The 17,357-nt window shown below is 52.4% G+C and carries 16 protein-coding genes; 4 read left to right on the plus strand and 12 right to left on the minus strand.

Annotation, left to right across the window (positions count from 1 at the left end; genetic code table 11):
- The first annotated feature begins 75 nt into the window (after positions 1-75).
- Both modA and modB read left to right on the plus strand, forming a co-directional pair.
- Positions 76-855: a molybdate ABC transporter substrate-binding protein gene (gene modA / locus AC6ESO_RS17675; protein ID WP_497092500.1), complete on the plus strand. Its 780-nt coding sequence runs from the start codon at positions 76-78 to the stop codon at positions 853-855.
- A gap of 16 nt (positions 856-871) precedes the next feature.
- Positions 872-1,543, plus strand: coding sequence for a molybdate ABC transporter permease subunit (gene modB, locus AC6ESO_RS17680; protein ID WP_497092501.1), 672 nt, complete (start codon positions 872-874; stop codon positions 1,541-1,543).
- Positions 1,544-1,654: 111 nt separating this feature from the next.
- On the opposite strand, the gene AC6ESO_RS17685 is transcribed toward modB, so the two are convergent.
- Positions 1,655-2,647 carry a substrate-binding domain-containing protein gene (locus AC6ESO_RS17685; RefSeq protein ID WP_497092502.1) on the minus strand — a complete coding sequence of 331 codons (993 nt, stop codon included), beginning with the start codon at positions 2,645-2,647 and terminating at the stop codon, positions 1,655-1,657.
- A gap of 117 nt (positions 2,648-2,764) precedes the next feature.
- On the opposite strand from AC6ESO_RS17685, the gene AC6ESO_RS17690 reads away from it, so the two are divergent.
- On the plus strand, positions 2,765-4,030 hold the full coding sequence (locus AC6ESO_RS17690) for an MDR family MFS transporter (protein WP_497092503.1): 1,266 nt from the start codon (positions 2,765-2,767) through the stop codon (positions 4,028-4,030).
- Between the two features lie 80 nt (positions 4,031-4,110).
- Here AC6ESO_RS17690 and AC6ESO_RS17695 read toward each other — a convergent pair whose 3' ends face one another.
- From AC6ESO_RS17695 to AC6ESO_RS17710, 4 genes are all read right to left on the minus strand, one after another.
- A complete protein-coding gene (locus AC6ESO_RS17695; protein WP_497092504.1) occupies positions 4,111-4,824 on the minus strand; it encodes a hypothetical protein in 714 nt (237 codons plus the stop codon).
- Positions 4,817-6,799, minus strand: coding sequence for a DUF8034 domain-containing protein (locus AC6ESO_RS17700; protein WP_497092505.1), 1,983 nt, complete (start codon positions 6,797-6,799; stop codon positions 4,817-4,819). Before AC6ESO_RS17700 ends, AC6ESO_RS17695 begins: the two co-directional genes overlap by 8 nt.
- On the minus strand, positions 6,792-7,541 hold the full coding sequence (locus AC6ESO_RS17705) for an RraA family protein (RefSeq protein ID WP_497092506.1): 750 nt from the start codon (positions 7,539-7,541) through the stop codon (positions 6,792-6,794). The genes AC6ESO_RS17700 and AC6ESO_RS17705 overlap by 8 nt, the downstream gene beginning before the upstream one ends.
- Before the next feature lie 61 nt (positions 7,542-7,602).
- On the minus strand, positions 7,603-8,508 hold the full coding sequence (locus tag AC6ESO_RS17710) for an aldo/keto reductase (RefSeq protein WP_497092507.1): 906 nt from the start codon (positions 8,506-8,508) through the stop codon (positions 7,603-7,605).
- Positions 8,509-8,647: 139 nt separating this feature from the next.
- On the opposite strand from AC6ESO_RS17710, the gene AC6ESO_RS17715 reads away from it, so the two are divergent.
- A complete protein-coding gene (locus AC6ESO_RS17715; RefSeq protein ID WP_497092508.1) occupies positions 8,648-9,508 on the plus strand; it encodes a helix-turn-helix transcriptional regulator in 861 nt (286 codons plus the stop codon).
- 574 nt (positions 9,509-10,082) lie between these two features.
- On the opposite strand, the gene AC6ESO_RS17720 is transcribed toward AC6ESO_RS17715, so the two are convergent.
- The 7 genes from AC6ESO_RS17720 to AC6ESO_RS17750 form a co-directional block, all read right to left on the minus strand.
- Positions 10,083-10,547 (minus strand): hypothetical protein, encoded by a 465-nt coding sequence (locus tag AC6ESO_RS17720; RefSeq protein WP_497092585.1) that lies wholly within the window; start codon positions 10,545-10,547, stop codon positions 10,083-10,085.
- Between the two features lie 32 nt (positions 10,548-10,579).
- Positions 10,580-11,482: an ABC transporter ATP-binding protein gene (locus AC6ESO_RS17725; RefSeq protein WP_497092509.1), complete on the minus strand. Its 903-nt coding sequence runs from the start codon at positions 11,480-11,482 to the stop codon at positions 10,580-10,582.
- On the minus strand, positions 11,475-12,464 hold the full coding sequence (locus tag AC6ESO_RS17730; RefSeq protein WP_497092510.1) for an ABC transporter ATP-binding protein: 990 nt from the start codon (positions 12,462-12,464) through the stop codon (positions 11,475-11,477). Before AC6ESO_RS17730 ends, AC6ESO_RS17725 begins: the two co-directional genes overlap by 8 nt.
- A gap of 35 nt (positions 12,465-12,499) precedes the next feature.
- Entirely contained in the window at positions 12,500-13,345 is an 846-nt protein-coding gene (locus AC6ESO_RS17735; protein WP_497092511.1) for an ABC transporter permease, read from the minus strand.
- 4 nt (positions 13,346-13,349) lie between these two features.
- On the minus strand, positions 13,350-14,300 hold the full coding sequence (locus AC6ESO_RS17740; RefSeq protein ID WP_494821413.1) for an ABC transporter permease subunit: 951 nt from the start codon (positions 14,298-14,300) through the stop codon (positions 13,350-13,352).
- Between the two features lie 69 nt (positions 14,301-14,369).
- On the minus strand, positions 14,370-16,019 hold the full coding sequence (locus AC6ESO_RS17745; protein WP_497092512.1) for an ABC transporter substrate-binding protein: 1,650 nt from the start codon (positions 16,017-16,019) through the stop codon (positions 14,370-14,372).
- A gap of 234 nt (positions 16,020-16,253) precedes the next feature.
- A complete protein-coding gene (locus tag AC6ESO_RS17750) occupies positions 16,254-17,345 on the minus strand; it encodes a Gfo/Idh/MocA family oxidoreductase (protein ID WP_494821415.1) in 1,092 nt (363 codons plus the stop codon).
- Positions 17,346-17,357: the final 12 nt, after the last annotated feature.

Consider the following 17,357-nt stretch of genomic DNA (forward strand, 5'->3'; position numbering starts at 1 on the left):
CAAATCAGTAGTTTACTATGTTACTATACATCACATAGATGCATGCATAGACGATGAAATGGAGTGTTATTACTTATGTTGAAACGCACGTCGAAATTGATGCTGAGCATCGCCCTGCCGGTAGCTTTACTTGCTGCAACGGCACAACCTGCAATTGCTGCTTCGAAGAAAACAGAGCTGCTTGTTTCCGCTGCTGCAAGCTTGAAAGACAGCCTTGCTGAGATTGAGAAAGGTTATGAAGCCAGCCATCCTACGATTGACTTGGTGTTTAACCTGGGTTCATCCGGTACGCTGCAGAAGCAAATCGAGCAAGGTGCACCTGCTGACCTGTTCCTCTCCGCGGGCCAGAAGCAAATGGATGCGCTAAGCGATGCGAAGCTAATTGAACGCAGCTCGCTGCTGCTGAAGAATGCGCTTGTCATGGTCGTGCCAACCACTAGCAAGAAAGCTTTCAACACGGTTAAGCAATTGACGGATAAAGATATTAAAACCATTGCAATCGGTCAACCGGAATCCGTTCCGGCCGGCCAATATGCGAAAGACACCTTAACTACCCGTAAAGTATGGGATTCCGTCGAGTCCAAACTTGTCTACGCTAAAGATGTTCGTCAAGTGCTGACTTACGTTGAGACTGGGAATGTGGATGCCGGATTCGTTTACAAGACCGATGCGCTCACTTCCAAAAAAGTAAAAGTGGCTCTTCGTATTATCCCAGGTGTTCATAAGCCGATTCTTTACCCGGCCGGTATCGTGAAAGATACGAAACATCTGAAAGAAGCTGCTGATTTCTATGCGTATTTACAAGGAAGCAAGGCTGATGCTATTTTCGTGAAATACGGCTTCTTGCTGCCATAAGTCAGGATGATGAGTAATGGATTGGCCAACTTTTCTTGAACCTATATCGCTTTCCATCCAAGTATCGCTGATCGCCAGCGTCATATTGCTGGCGCTATCCGTCCTCATCGCTTGGCGGATGGCCCGAATGAGATTCTTCGGCAAGAGCATCATCGATGCAATTCTGATGCTTCCGCTTGTGCTGCCGCCAACGGTCATCGGATTCATCCTGCTCATTGCCTTCGGCCGAAGGAGCTGGCTCGGCAAGCTCTATGAGAAACTGTTCGGCGGTCCGATCATCTTCACTTGGGAAGCTGCAGTCATCGCTGCTGTAGTTGTCGCGTTTCCGCTAGCTTATCGTACAATGAAAGCTGGCTTTGAGGGAATAGACCGCTCACTGGAAAATTCGGCAAGAGTGTACGGAGCGACCGAGTGGCAGGTCTTTCGCTACATTACGTTTCCTCTCGCTTTTCGCTCCGTGACGACCGGCTATATTCTGGGCTTTGCGCGCGGACTAGGCGAATTCGGAGCAACGCTCATGATCGCCGGGAATATTCCGGGCAGAACGCAGACCATTCCTACCGCCATTTATGTTGCGATGGACGGAGGCAGTATGCGGATGGCATGGGCATGGGCCGGCTCCATGGTGATGCTCTCCTTTATCATGCTCCTAATCGTCAATCGATTAACGAAAGAAGATCACGAATAGGAAAATCCCCTTTGCCTCGCTTGCTGCGTGGTGAAGGGGATTTTTGGCATAGAAAGAAGCCCCGCGCAAACGCAAATGCCGGTGCGTACCGAGGGGCTGTTTGAACACTGATTACAGATCGAGCAGAATCCGACCGCTCTCCCGCAAATCATAGCCGCGAATGCTCCGCAGCTCATTCTGAAACGAGTCGGATTGCAGAATCTGAACGACCGATTCAATCCACCGCAGATTGTCCGCTCGTTTCAGCATGACCAAATCATAACGCTCCTGAATGAGCGGCACGAAATCGACGCCTCCGACGATGCTTGCCGCCTGCTCAATGCCAACGCCGACATCGGCTTCGCCTGATGCGATTTTGCCGGCGATCGCCAGATGGCTATGCTCTTCATCTTGGTAACCGTCAAGCTGCTGCGCAGAAATCTGATGCAGCCTCAGCTGTTCATCAAGCAGCACGCGTGCACCCGAGCCCTGCTCCCGGTTCACGATTCGAAGTCCGGGCTGGCTCAAATCCGTCCAGGCCTGCACTTGTTTCGGATTACCTTGCTTTACATAAAAGCCAGCCGTGCGTGCAAGCAGATGAACAACAATGACCGGCTTGCCGACTAGCAGCTTCCGAATATAGGGCAAATTATAAGTACCGGTGTCGCCATCGAGCAAATGGGTACTCACGATGTCGGACTCGCCCTTGTACATGGAGATCAAGCTGTCCATGCTGCCGACGAATGAACGGAGCGGCCGGAAGCCGGGCAGCTGCTTCTCAATGTGCTTGCTCAGCATGTCCAGGCTGATATCATGGCCCGTTATGACAAGAGAGCGTTCTGACGTAGCACTCGGTATCGGCACGTTCGGATGAGGCGCAGCTGAAGTCATGTTCCCCTGCTGCGATTGTAACTGGCGCTGCCCCTGCAAAGCTGCTTGGACAGGTGTTGCAGCTCCTTTTGCCCGATGCTTGTACACATCAAGGGCGGAAGCATCCACGCGGATCTGCTTCCCGACCCGGTAAGAAGGGAGCTCGCCCTTCTTGATCAGATCATATACGGTGAGCTTGGATATTTTGAGCAGCTTGGCTATTTCTTCGGTCGTATAGGACGTATCGCTGGACATAGACACCTCTGCTTATTCGTACTGTTGGTTCAATTATGACAGCCATTTCTTGTTGTTTCAACATGAATAGAAGGTGTATGATGGTTAAATACTTAGAACCAGAGGGATTTGCACAACATGAAAATCAGAGATTGGGATTCAAATTTAAAAATCCGCCTTGGCGGAGAAGCAGCTTTTAACGTTATTTTCTGGACATTCTTTCCTTTCCTCTCCATCTATTTCACCCGCGAGTTCGGCAAAGGCTGGACCGGCATTCTCCTCGTTTTGTCGCAGCTGTTATCCGTTTTTGCAAATTTACTCGGCGGCTACTGTGCGGACCGTTTCGGACGCAAGCGCATGATGGTTTTTGCCGCTTATGGACAAGCGGTCGGCTATGGACTGTTCGCCGTTGCCGCATCTCCTTGGCTGTCGATGCCAATTCTAGGCTTTATCGGCTTCACGATGGCAAGCTTCTTCGGTGCCTTGTACTGGCCTGCCAGCCAAGCGATGGTCGCCGATGTGGTCGAAGAGAAAGATCAAGCGAGCGTCTTCGCCATCTTCTATACGGCGGCTAACGTGGCCGTCGTTGTCGGACCCCTGCTCGGATCGATCCTCTATGAAGACAATCCTTACACCGTGCTGGTTATAGCGGCCATTATCTGCATGCTGCTCGCTCTCTTCATGAATTACCGCCTGCAGGAGACGCTGCCGGAGAAACTTGCCGAACGCAAACGCTCCAATGCCGGTGATCCGTGGTACCGCTCCGTTGCTGTGCAGCTGCGGGACTACAAGGTTATCGCGACAGACCGCGTCTTCTTGCTCTTCACCATTGCCGGCGTGCTGCTCTCGCAAACGTTCATGCAGCTTGACCTCTTGTTCCCGGTCTTCTTGAAGGAAACCATTCAGCAGGCTTCGATCTTCTCGTTCAAGGACTGGCATCTGGAAGTCACCGGTCAACAGCTGTTCGGCCTGATCGTATCAGAGAACGGACTGCTTGTTGCCCTCTTCACCGTGCTTGTAACCAAATGGATTGTCGGCTTCCGCGACCGCTACATCTTTATCGGAGGCGCTTTGCTCTATGCCGTTGGCATTCAGATGTTCGGCCTCATGTCCACCTTCTGGGGGTTCACGCTCGCAATTGCGATTTTCACTTTGGCGGAGCTGATGTCCGCAGGACCGCAGCAAGCCTTCATCGCCAGGCTCGCGCCGGAAGAGATGCGCGGGCAATATTTTGCCGCTGCCAGCTTGCGCTACACGCTCGGACGGACGCTCTCGCCACTTACCATACCGCTTACCAGCTGGATTGGTTTCACCTGGACGTTTACGTTGCTCGCCGTTCTGGCCGCATTCTCTGCGGTCATTTACAACATCATGTTCAACCTGTTTGATAAGCAGTCGGCTTAAGCGGCAATATGAAAAACCTTACCCTGCATCGGCGGTTCGCACCTCCAAGCTAGGTAAGGTTTTTTCTGTTGCGCAGCTGCCTAATCTCTACCCATATAGAACAGCTCTTCCATCACGCACCAAAGCCTCTCCGCTTCCGGCTTTTCCGTCCACGGCTCAAAATGCGGCTCCATCGCCACTCCCCAATCAGGCGGCGTTTCCTTCGTGGACAGCAGCCCCTTCCGAGGTGCTTCCACGATCGCGGGGAGCTCCTGATACGAGAAGATATATTCGCCCAGACTGCCGATTATATAATATTTGTTGAACAGCCTTGGCTTCTCTTCCTGCAGCTGATAATGCAAGAATACATAGCTGGCATACTGATCCGGCTTCAGCCTCGACAGACTGCCAACCCGCTGCGTGGGCCGGTAATCGGGAGACCGCCAAGGTACGTCGGACAACGGAAGATCATCGTGAAAAATATCGTTCATGCGCAGCTCATACGTGCCTGCATCTCCGCTGATACTCGGCCACGTTTCGAGCAGAGCGGAGAGTTTCTCGTCCGCCGACCATAAGCGAGCCCGCTCGACATCATTGCTCGCGCTGTCACTAGGGCTGCCTTGCAGCTGCTCCAAGTACGTAAAGAGGTACCGCCCTTCGCGAAAAACGCTGCAGGTCTCTACGCCCTGCTGTTTCAGCCGCTTCTTTAATGAAGCATCCGCTGCCGCCAACTCGGTCAGAAACGCCTCTTCCATGCCCGGCTTAATGGCAGAAATCCAGATGATCCGTTCGATCTCATTTGTCATGTTATTCACTCCAAGGCTCCTGATAGGAAGGATCATTAACGAATCGGGCCATGCCAAGCTCAAGCGTCGTGTGGCTGCCCGGCTCAATCGTCACTTGCAGCCATTTGTCGTTGACCTCCGCCGTAGCTGTTGCCGATTGCGGATTGAACAAACCGCTCGGCAGCTTCTCCATCGTCGTGGAAGCGCTAAGCTGGCTGCCGTCGTTCGCAGCGGCTCCAAATACCGTGTATGCCACATTCGTGAATTGATGCTCCCCGAATGCGCCTGCTTGCAAGATGACGCTGCGGGACTGCGTCGGGTGAAGATTGACCAGCTTCACCGTCGTACGGTCGGCTTCCAGCTTCTCGACCAGCGCCGCCACATCGGCAGGCAATCCCGGCCGTTTGGCATCTGCATCGTAATAGCGGAGACGCGCCTGCAGCAGACCGCCGTTATACAGCGGAGATGGCGCCCCGAGTGTGAGCTGCAGCAGACCTTCCAGCGTTACCGTGTTCCGAATTTGCAAGTAATCGTCACGATAGCCGGCAGGGTCTTCCGTATCCGTCCGCATGAAGCTGAGACGCTGATAAATTTGAGTCAAATTGTAATTCAAGATCTCTTCCGGATAGCTTGGATATTCCCCTTCCAAATAGGAAACCCAGCAATAATCATGCCCAGCCTGGTCCTTGTTCCGGAAATAACGGATTTGATTGTAGTCCGGTTTCGCGTAATTGCGCAGCGACTTAAGCAGCCTATGGTCGGCTTCTTCCATCGACATGTACCAGAGATGCGTCGGATAGAACGGCTCGATGGTCGTAAATTCGAAAGCATGGTCCTTCCATGTCACCGTCTTCCCGTCATCATCAAGAATAATATTCGAGGTCGTGTACGCGTACCAACCCGGATCGCCGAATTTATTAGGCAGATAACGGGTGCCATCCTCCCCGACAATCGCCTTATCGTTCATGATGGTCAACTGGGAGCGCAGAAAATCCATATACGCAGGATCACGTTCCAGCAGCAGCGCATTTTGTGCAGCTACGCCAACGCCTTGGCCAATGCTTACCCAGCCATGCGGCCAAGTCCAGCCATACCAGCCGCCATACCATTTGCCGCCGTTATGCTCCCCGATAATCCCATTCAACCCGACATTATCCGGAATCAAACCGCCGTTCTGCTTCGCCCTGTCGATCCAAGCGTCCACGTATTCCTTCACCCATGTTTTATACTTGGGATCGCCTGTGTGCAAATACGCATTGGTCACCATACTGGTGGCGAGCAAATTCAGCGGAATATCGCCGCGCGAGGCACGCTCAACAATCGCTTTGCCCATGGCCATTGCGCCTTCGTCATGCTTCAAATCATCCAGCGTCGTTACGCCCGGCACGTCTTGGAAATGCAGTCCGTAATGCTTCATCCAATCGATATAGTACCAGCCGCTAAAATGAGTCTTGAAATTGCGGTCCGTCGCACCCTTGCTGCCGGAATGCGGATATGGAATGATGCGGTGCTCCGGGTCATAGTTGATCGCTTCCGGGTCTTCGTTCAGGAATAATCCGGCAAAACGCTTCGCCCGCTCCTTGATAACCGGGTCATTCGGATCCATCAAGCCCATATGGTAAAACATCGTATACCCTTCGCCTTGGTGGAACCAATCATAGCCCTGCTCATATTCCTTCTCGACCATTTTGTGGCCGGTACCGGAATCATAACGCGCGAATTGCGCCGTAATCGCGTCGAATTCCTTTTTCGATAACGTCTTGAACTTCTCATGACCGCCCAATATATAGAACAACGGCCAATTGAAAAAGCTCTCGTACATATCGTCTAAGGCGTCGATGCCGGTATGGGTATCCGTGGTTGGCCACAGAATCGTGCCGTCAGGACGGATATAGCGCTCTAATAACGGCTCTACTGCGTCATTCATCAGATTAATGAGCTGGCGTTCCAGAAGCGCCCACTTCGGCGGCTCATAGAAAGCAAGATTAGCCTGCAGTTTAAGCATAGCCGTTCTCCTTCTTCCAGTTCTCGAATTCGATCCTCGCTTCTGCGTTTGGCGGGTAATGAGTGTGCAGGGACGCGCCTTCGTCCAGCTTCATTTTGATCCAGCGCTCCTCCAGCTCATCATGTGCTCTGGCAATCTTCACGATATCCTCCACGCATTGCGGCGGAATAGCTACAGCTCCGTCACGGTCTACCAGGATAATATCGCCCGGCACCACAGACACTCCGCCGCAGCGAATCGGTTCATTGAAACCGACGGACATCAGCGAGCGTGGAATCGCGCCGCCGTGAACGCCTCTTGCCAGCACGGGGAAATTAACTGCTTTTACCCGCTGCAAGTCGCGAATACAACCATCCACGATAATAGCTTGGCCGCCAAGGTAGCGCAGACGGCGCGTGAAAATATCGCCGATAACGCCTGTTTCCATATGGCTGCCGGTATCGATAACGAGCACATCATTCTGCGTAATCGACTCCAGCGCAACCCGGTGCGGTGATTCCGGCAATGTATCGTACTGCTGCTTCACGAGGTCCTCGCGCAGCGGAATGAAACGCAAGGTTACGGCACGGCCTACCGCGCTTTCTTGACCTTCGGGGAAACTCAGCGGCATAATGCCTTGCATATAAGCGTTGCGGTACCCCATCTCTACAAGCGTATGGGAAGCTGTGCTCACACTGACAAGCTTCAATTCCTCCAGCAATTCATCGCTGATCGTGTGGGTGTTTTTCACAATATAGGTCATGGTCGTAAACGCTCCTTTAGGGGGTTAATTAGTATAAGCCGTTAATGATCGCGGGGCGGGATTAGACAAATAAGGACGGGCTGTCGGCGAATAAACCCATCACTCGGCTGTGATCCTCCGGCGCCAATCCTTGGCCGTCACAATAAGAGATGTTGGCCCGAAGCGAGCTGCTTGATGCAGTGCCCGTCAGCGTGACATGAATATCCGGATTTTGCAGGCTGAAACGCATGCCCGGTTCAACCAGCCCTTTAGGCTCCGTGCGTCTCAGAAAAGCCAGACTCTCCATCCGCCTAGCCGCTTCGCCGATCAGCTCATCATTTAGAAACTTCGCAGGCGCATCGGCCAGCAGTCCCATGCCCAGCACACTGCCGTTAATAACCGCGATGTTCTTCGCTTTGGCGAGTGGAATGATCTCTTTGGCAGCCGAATAGTCGAGCAGCATGTACCGCGCGTAGAACTGGATGGAGTCGAATACATCCGTCTCCATGTAGCGCTTCAACAAATCCAGGTTGCGCGTCGTTACGCCGAGAAAACGAATCTTGCCTTCCTCCCGCAGCTTCAGCATCGCCGGAATCGCTTCGTTGATTATGACGTCATACGGCTTCTTCTCCACATCATGGAGCTGAAGCAGATCGATGTGATCCGTCTGTAAGCGCTTTAGACTTTCTTCGACGGAGTTCATGATGCCTGCGTAATCATAATCCTTATCGAAACGCGCCGCTTTCGTGGCGAGTACAATCTTCTCGCGTCTTCCGCCGGCTAGCGCCCGGCCGAAGCGTTCTTCTGATAAGCCGCCTCCGTATAACGGGGCCGTGTCGATGAAATTAATGCCCAGATCCAGCGACTCGTGAATGACTCGCTCAATTTCCGCCTCGTTGACATCCTTAAAGTCGCCTCCGATCGGCGCCCCCCCAAGGCCAAGCTTGGATACCTTCAATCCCGTGCGTCCGAATGTCGTATATTCCATGCCCCAGCGTCCTTCCGCTTATGAAGTATGATGATTTTGTTATTCCGTCTTCCATAAACTCAATATATACTATTATTATCGCGAATCGGATACCTGCTTTTTGCGATTTTCATACCAACTTTTTGCGGAGCTGAAGAAGATGTACGATGCCCATTTTTTAGCTAATCCTGATTTCAACCGTTTCCCGGCCTACCCGATCGGTGTCGGACATATCTACGAAGAGCCGAACCACTATGTTAACGGCATGCGTTATGCCGAGAATTTCTACAATTTTCACTTTGTCGTACGCGGCAGCGGTTGGCTTCGAACGAGCGTTGGATCCGTTGAGCTCAAACCCGGCATGGGCTTTGTCTATGCGGAGGATCAGTATCAGCATTTCGGAACGTACGCAGATGACCCGTGGGAAGTGTGGTGGATTTATTTGAGCGGGGAAGGGATTCGGGATTTGATCGGCGATAAGCGGATCGGTGAAGTATGGGCGTTCTCGTTTGAAGGCAACACGCGGCCGATCGCGCTCATGGAAGAGCTTTGGGACGCAGCAAGCAAGAATGACATGTCCTACGTCCCTCGGTATGCCGCGCTATCGTATGAGATCCTGCTCGAAATTCTGCTCCATTCCGTCGACCTAAACGCGCCAAGCGAGACCGGCTTGGTTCATGCCATCAGACGCACCGCGGAATTCATGCGCATGAACTGCGCCAAGGATCTGCCGCTGCAGAAGCTGGCCGATCAATGCGGAATAAGCCCGGCTTATTTCAGCCGGACCTTCCATATGCAGATGGGCATGCCGCCCTTGACGTATTTGAACATGCAGCGTATTGAGCTATCGAAGCAAATGCTCATTACAACGTCCAAACCCGTGAAGCAGATCGCCCTTGAGGTAGGCTTCTCAAAGCCGAGCTACTACATCGAGCGCTTCCGACTCGCCGAAGGCGTCACGCCCTCTGTGTTCCGCGACCGATACATAAGACCGGAGGCGGTGCCGCAGGCACCTCTGTGATGAGGAGTTCGGCCTCAGGGCTATTGCGCAGTTAGTCGGCGATTTCAGTGGATGTGTGGCTCCTAGAGCTACACTTGCGCAGTTAGTTATCGGTTTCAGTGAATGGTGTGGCTCCCAAGGCCACACATCCGGAGTAAGTTAGCTATTCCTGTGAATGTAGGGCCCCCAGAGCTACACATTCCTGAGGCAATCCACTGGAGCGCTGGTCGCTGGGTGCAATCTTGACCTTTTGGACTCTTTGCGCAACATTGGCCCTGCCCGTATGCGGCTAACGAATCGTAGAGGTCTTATTTGGGCGAAAATCCCCCAAAATAAAATCTAACGAATCGTAGGAGCCTTATTAAGGGAAATTCGAGTGGTAAGGGGCGTTTGGATACCAAATAAGACTGCTAGGATTCGTTAGAATTTCAAACCTGCTCATTTGGCCCAAATAAGCCCTCTAGGATTCGTTAGAGTCAATCCATCTGATCCAATATGGGAAAGGCTGCCCCCAAAGGGGGCGATGTTGCCAACACAAAAAAGCTGTCCCCAAAGTCACAAGTTGCACTTTGGGGACAGCTTTTCATGCTAAATCCTAAGCCTGCGGCTGCGGCACGATCTGATACACCGCCGCTCCCGCTCCTGCTGCTTCCTCGCCGGCACCGCCGAGAATCGTCCAACCATGCGACAAGACGCCCGCCAGTCGTGCCTTCTCAGCCGGCGTCAGCGTAGCGATCACCGCTTCGCGACCTTCCTCCAGCACGAGCTCAGGCTCTTGGACGAATGCAATGGCAATCCAGCTGCGGATGCCGCGAATGGTGTTGTACTTGATCTGGTAACCCGAGCGAACCGCCGCTTCGAACGTTGCCGGTTCTTTGGCAGCGAATGCCGCCAGCTCCTCGTAATTAAACTCGTAAATGCTGGTGTCGTCCTTCGGCAAATCGCCTTGCTGAGTGCGTTGAATCAGCTCATCGTCCGACCAGCCCAGCACACGAAGCGATTCAATCAGCATCGCGTCCCATTGGGATAACTTCACCCGTTCCGTTCCTTCTGCTGCCATCATGATTTCCTCCCTGCTATATCAATCAGCTCTTACTCCACAGCCACAAAATGTCCCGGGCTAACTTCCCGCAAATCCGGCACGACTGCCCCGGCTTCCTTCGTCCAGATCACTCGCTCGGTTACTGCACGCGGGTCGGGCACCGGAATCGAAGACAGCAGCGCCTTCGTATAAGGATGCTGCGGATTCTCGTACAGTTCCTCGCTTGATGCCACCTCGACCAAACGGCCGCCGTACATGACGCCGATCCGATCCGAAATATGCCGCACCATCGACAAATCATGCGCGATGAAGAGATACGTCAATCCAAACTCCTGCTGCAAATCTTCCAGCATGTTAATGACCTGCGCCTGAACGGATACGTCGAGTGCCGAGATCGGTTCATCGCATACGACGAAGTCAGGTCGCACCGACAATGCTCTTGCTATCGAGATCCGCTGGCGCTGACCGCCGCTGAACTCATGGGGATAGCGAAGCAAATGCTCTCGCTTCAGTCCAACCCGCTCCAGCAGCGCAGCCACGGCATCCTTACGCTCAGAGCCGCGGTGCAGCCCGTGAATATCCATAGGCTCCCCAATCAGCTCAAGCACGTTCATGCCGGGGTTAAGCGACGAATACGGATCCTGGAAAATCGATTGGATGCGGCGGCGGAAAGGCTTCAACTGCCGCTCGCCAAGCGATGACAGCTCATGGCCGTCAAAATGAACCTCGCCCGCCGTATAGTCATACAGCCGAAGCAAGCAGCGGCCGACAGTAGACTTGCCGCTGCCGGACTCGCCGACAAGGCCGAACGTTTCTCCGCGTTTGATGCCGAAGCTGACGCCGTCAACGGCCTTCAGCACCTCGGTCGGTCTGCCCCATACATCCGTATTCTTCGTGAAATGCTTCTTAAGTCCCCGCACTTCTACGAGCAACTCATCGCGTCGTTCACTCATGGTTGCCGCCCTCCTTATCAACCGTTAACCAGCACAGCGAGCGGTGCCCCGGCGAAACCTCCGTAACCGGCGGCAGCTCGGCGCACTTGGACATGGCATGCGGACAGCGTGCCATGAACGGGCAGCCCGGCGGCGGGTCCAATAGATTCGGCGGCGTGCCGTCGATCGGGACCAGCCTTTCCTTGGAGCCCTTGTCCGGCTTCGGCAAGGAACGAAGCAGTCCTTGCGTATAAGGATGCTGCGGACTGTAGAAGATTTGCTCTACCGGTCCTTCCTCCATTACCATACCGCCGTACATAACGACAACGCGGCTGCACACCTGCGCCACTACGCCCAGATCATGCGTAATGAGCGCAACTGCGGTTTGGGTGCGCTCCTTCAGATCCTTGAGCAAATCCAGAATTTGCGCTTGAATCGTCACGTCGAGCGCCGTCGTCGGCTCATCGGCAATCAGCAGCTCCGGCTGGCAGGACAGCGCCATCGCGATCATAACCCGCTGACGCATACCGCCGCTGAACTCATGCGGATACTGACGTACGCGCCGCTCCGGCTCCTTAATGCCGACTTGCCGCAGCATTTCGATGGCTTCGGCGAGCGCCGCTTTCGGCTTCAAACCGCGATGGCGCTGGATGACTTCCGCCATCTGATCGCCAATCCGCTGCACCGGATTGAGCGCCGTCATCGGATCCTGGAATACCATCGCGATCCGATTGCCGCGCAGCTTGCGCCATTCTTTATCCGATAGATTAGCGATGGATTTCCCATCAAAATTAATATCCCCTTGCAGCACCTTGCCCGGCGGCGGAATAAGTCCCATCAGCGCTTTGGCTGTTACGCTCTTACCGCTGCCGGATTCGCCGACGATGCCGACGGTTTCCCCTGCATCAATATGAAAGCTGACGCCGCGGACAGCTTGATTCTCCCCTTCGCGGGTGAAGAATGAAACCTTAAGGTCCGTAGCGGTCAGTAACCGTTTTGTCATCTGTGACTCACTCCCTTGTGCCTGCTGTTCACCGGTTATCTCCGAGTGAGCTTCGGTTCAAATCCGACGCGCAATATATCGCCCAGCACGTTGAAGCTAAGAACCGTCAGTAGTATGAATAGTCCTGGAAAAACCGCCAAGTAAGGCGCTTGCGCGATATAACCCTGTGCATTGTTGAGCATGCTGCCCCACGTCGCGCTGGGCGGCTGCACCCCAAAGCCGAGAAAGCTAAGGGACGACTCCATCATGATGGCGTTCCCGATCGTATTCGTTGCGCCAACGATAATGACGGGCATCAGGTTCGGCAGAATATGACGAATAATAATGCCGATGGCGCTTTGCCCTGAAGCTTTCGCATACAGAACGAACTCGCGCTCTTTCACCGTCATGGTCTCCGCTCTAATAATCCGTGCTATGTTCATCCACATCAATAAAGCAATGATAAGAATGATGCTGCCTACATTCGGCTTCAAGAAAATGCTGAGTAATAGTAAGACAAGGAAGGAAGGAATCGACATGATGACCTCTACGCCGCGCATCAATACATTATCCAGCTTGCCTCCGAAGTAACCGCTAATCACCCCAATGGTGACACCGATCCCCGTTGCTACCAGCATCGATGCGAAACCAACCATCAGCGATACACGGCCGCCGAACAGCGCCCTCGTAAAATAATCACGACCGAAGTCATCCGTCCCGAACCAGTGGGCCGAGCTCGGCTTCTTCAGCCGCTCCAGTACATTCAATTGATTCGGATCCTGAGACGATAGAAACGCCAGAATGGCGCTAATCGTCAGCACCGCCAATATGACGACGGCCGCGATCCCAAATTTATTCGACAATAGCTCGTTTCTAACATTGCGCCATTTGGTGCGATTCATGAAGTCACCTCGTCTGTTTGATTCTCGGATCGGCTATGCCGTACAGCAGATCCGCGGCCAAATTCCCCAGTATCAGCATCACGGATGAGAATAGCGTTATGCCCATAATAATGGGATAATCCATTCCCCTCGCGGCCGTCATGCCCAGTGATCCGATACCCGGCCAAGAAAATATCGTTTCCGTCACGATAGCGCCCGCCACCAAATCTGCCATGGACAGCCCAAGCAGCGTAATAACAGGCAGCAGAACATGCTTCATGACATGGCGATATAGAATCTTCATTCGAGTTGAACCGAAAGCATATTGAATTTGCACATAGTCTTCTTTCAATTGTCCAATCGTACTCGAACGGATGTAGCGCACGTAACCGGGCATGAATCCAAACGCCAATACGAGGCAAGGCAGAATCCCATGTTTGAATACATCCCAAGCAGAGCTCGTACCGATTGTCCGCATTCCCATGCTGGGCAGCCAGTGAAGCTTAACCGCGAAGAAATAGATAAATAAAATAGCAAGCCAGAACAGCGGCACAGAAATACCGATATAGGATAGGAAATTAATCAGCTTGTCCACCCATTTGTTTCGGTATGCGCCTGCCAGCAGCCCCAGCGGGATCGCAAGCAATACCGCCAAACCAATCGCGGCACCCATCAGACCCGCTGTTGCAGGCAGGCGTTCCACGATTTGCTGCATCACCGGTTGATGATTCACAAGCGAATAGCCTAAGTTGCCCGTAAGACATGCCTTGAGCCATTGCCAATATTGTACATACGCCGGCTGGTCGAGCCCCATGTTATGCCGGATTCGCTCAATAACATCGGCATGCATGCTAGGTGTAATAAAAGAGCGCACCGGATCGCCCGGAGCCATCTTAATCATAGCAAAGCAGACAACCGAGACGAAGAGAAGCATCGGGATGGTCTGCAATAATCGTTTGGCAATGAGCTGTCTCATGCTGAATTCTCCTTGCTTTCAAGTAGCAAAAAATAAGCTGGAACGATCCAGCTTATTTTTTGAACGTTCTTATTTCAAATAAAGTTTGGACGGATCTTCGAAGATGACGACTGGTTTCAGAACCGCTTCGTCAATGCCGCCATAGCGTTTGTCCATGGCAACGATTGTTTTGGTGTAACCGATTGGGAAGAGAGGAGCATCATCCGCAACGATTTCTTGAATCTTCTTGTACACTTCACCGCGTTTTGCAGTATCGCCTTCCGCAGCGCCTTGTTTCCACAAGCCGTCTACTTCCGCATTCGAGTAATGTGTCGTATTATAGTCAGCACCTGTCGCATACAAGATGCTGTATGCATCTGGGTCAGAACCCATGATGTAACCACCAACGAAGAATTCGAAATCAGCTGCCTTCGGATCGTAAGCCTTATCGCCGAAAGCCGATGCATCCATATTTTGCAGTTCTACATTAAGACCGACTTCTTTAAGCTTCTGTTGTACGTAAAGGGAAATCGATTCTTGCACTTTGTTGCCGCTCGATACGATGAAACGCAGCTTCTGTCCTTCTTTAACGCCGGCCGCTTTCAACAGCTCTTTCGCTTTCGCTGTATCATTGTCAAATGAAGCAACGTCATTCGTTTGGTAAAGGGTATCCGGCGTCAGGATCGAATGAGCCTGCTCTGCGTAATCAGCAGAGGAGTAAGCCGCTTGAATGAGTTCTTCACGGTTTAGCGCATAAGACAGTGCTTGACGAACTTCTTTCTTCTTCAGGATGCCAGTATCGCTGTTTGCATTGAAGTTCAGGTAAGACAGACGGCCTTCGCTATAAGGCTTAATTTCGAAATTGCCAGTAGCATCAATTGTCGCTACGTCTTGCGGATCCAAGTACTTCACGTTGATCTCGCCGCTTTGCAGAGCAAGGTTCGCTGCATTAGCATCTTTCGCGACACGGTACGTGATGGAATCCAGATGAGGTTTGCCGCCAAAGTAGTTATCGAAACGATCAAGCGTCAAGTACTCGCCTGTTTTGTATTCTTTGAATTTGAATGCACCGGAACCGATTGGCGCTGCGTTCTTCGTGCTTTTCTCAATATCCGCTTCGTTCTCGAAGATATGCTTCGGAATCGGTGTAATTTGGACCAAAGTGGCTTCGAATGCCGGGCTTACGCTCGGAAGCTTGAAGTCAACTGTCGTATCATCCACTTTAACCGCTTCGATTGGCTTGCCGCCAATGATCAGGTTGCCGCGCAGGAAGCTGTTTTGTTTCTCTTCCAATATTTTATTGAATGTGAAGACCACGTCATCAGCAGTCAGCTTCTCGCCATCGTGCCAAGTCAGGCCGCTCTTCAGCTTCAATGTATAAGTAAGGTTATCAGCAGATGGCGTCAAGCTGTCTGCCAGATAGAACGTTTTCTTACCGTTGTTGATTTGGAACAATGGCGCATACAGCGCTTGGTCAATCGTTAGGCTGACACGGTCGCTTGCGTAGTTCGGGTTAAGGATTGTCGGATCAGCTGCTACAGCAATAATGAGACTGCCGCCATCCTTCGGCTGCGATGCGTCGGTACCCGCATTGTCAGACGCTTGTGTATTATTGGCCGGAGCGTTATTCGAAGCTGTGTTCGAGTTCGAATTGTTCGAATTGCCACCGGAGCATGCACTGATTACCAGGGTAAGTAGGGCTAGAACGATCACGACGGGTAAACTTCTCTTGCTGCGCATTCTCTCATCCTCCAAGTATCTCTATGAAGAGTTTATTTGATATTCGTAATCATACATCGGAATACTCGGAATTACAATACTTATTTCGACAACCATTCGTTAAACTATAATTTTACCCATTATACTTCATTTATGAACCGCTGTGCTCGGGCAAATAAGGCAAAAAAGCGACCATTTACTGGCAAAATGCCGGTAATGATCGCTTTTTCGTAAAGACATCTATACCTTCACAAACTAACCGCGTTTAACGGATTGAATGTTACCCGATGCCGCGCTCTCATATACCGCTTGGATACATTTGAAGTTAAACACCGCATCTTCATTCAAGAGTGCTGCCGAGTCATGACCCAGCACGCGTTCTACGAAGAAGTAAAGCGGCGCATCCATAAAGCTGTACGCATTGTCATTCGGAACTTGCGCTTCTTTCTCTGCTACGGAGCCTTGCTCGTCGAAGCGGTGAACGACTGCATCGCCGCCGAAATACGGCGACCATTTCACTGCGCCTAGCGTACCCTCAATCTCAACCAAGGAGTAAGCTTCACCATGCGTACAGGAAGAACGCTCATATTGTACGAGTACAGGACGCTCTTGGCCTTGTGCATGATAACGCATCAAAGCGCCGGAGTTATGCTCCACATCGTAAACGACATCTTGCGGGTCTGCGCCTGTAATAGGCTTGCTGATCCAGCCGCCAAGCACATCTACAGCAGATGGCTGAAGAATGTCAGCAAGTACTGTGAAGTCGTACGGACCCCAGTCCGTCAGAATACCGCCGCCGCAAAGCTTGCTGTTCAAGAACCAACGGCTCTCCGGTTGATACTCGACGCCGGCTCTTCCACGCTGATCGCGGTGAATGAAACTCACTTTGTAGATTTCGCCCAGAGCGCCGGAAGCAACAATCGCTTTCACTTGCTCCGTCTTCGGAAGACCGATAAAGCGGTCGCTGCAATCGCCAAACAGTTTGCCTTGATCCTTCGCCAGCTGCGAAAGCTCATCCGCTTCGACTGCGTTCATAACAAGCGGCTTCTCGCAAAGCACGTGACGGCCGGATTTCAGCGCATAGCTGGAAAGCTCGAAATGCGTGAATGGCGGCGTACATACAACCACGACATCATGCTCTTGTGCTTCTTCCGCCAGCATATCCTTCATATCGCCGAACGCAACCGCATGCGGGAATTGCTCAACAAAGCTAGCCAATGCTTTCGGATTCGGATCAGCAACCTTCAGTTCGATGTCAGTTGGCGTTTCCCCATAAAATTTATAAGCCGCTTCTGCATGTGTGCGGGCGATGAAGCCTGCGCCAATCAGGTAAATTCTCGTTGCCATTAATGTTCACTC

It is taken from the genome of Paenibacillus rhizoryzae, from assembly GCF_059686995.1.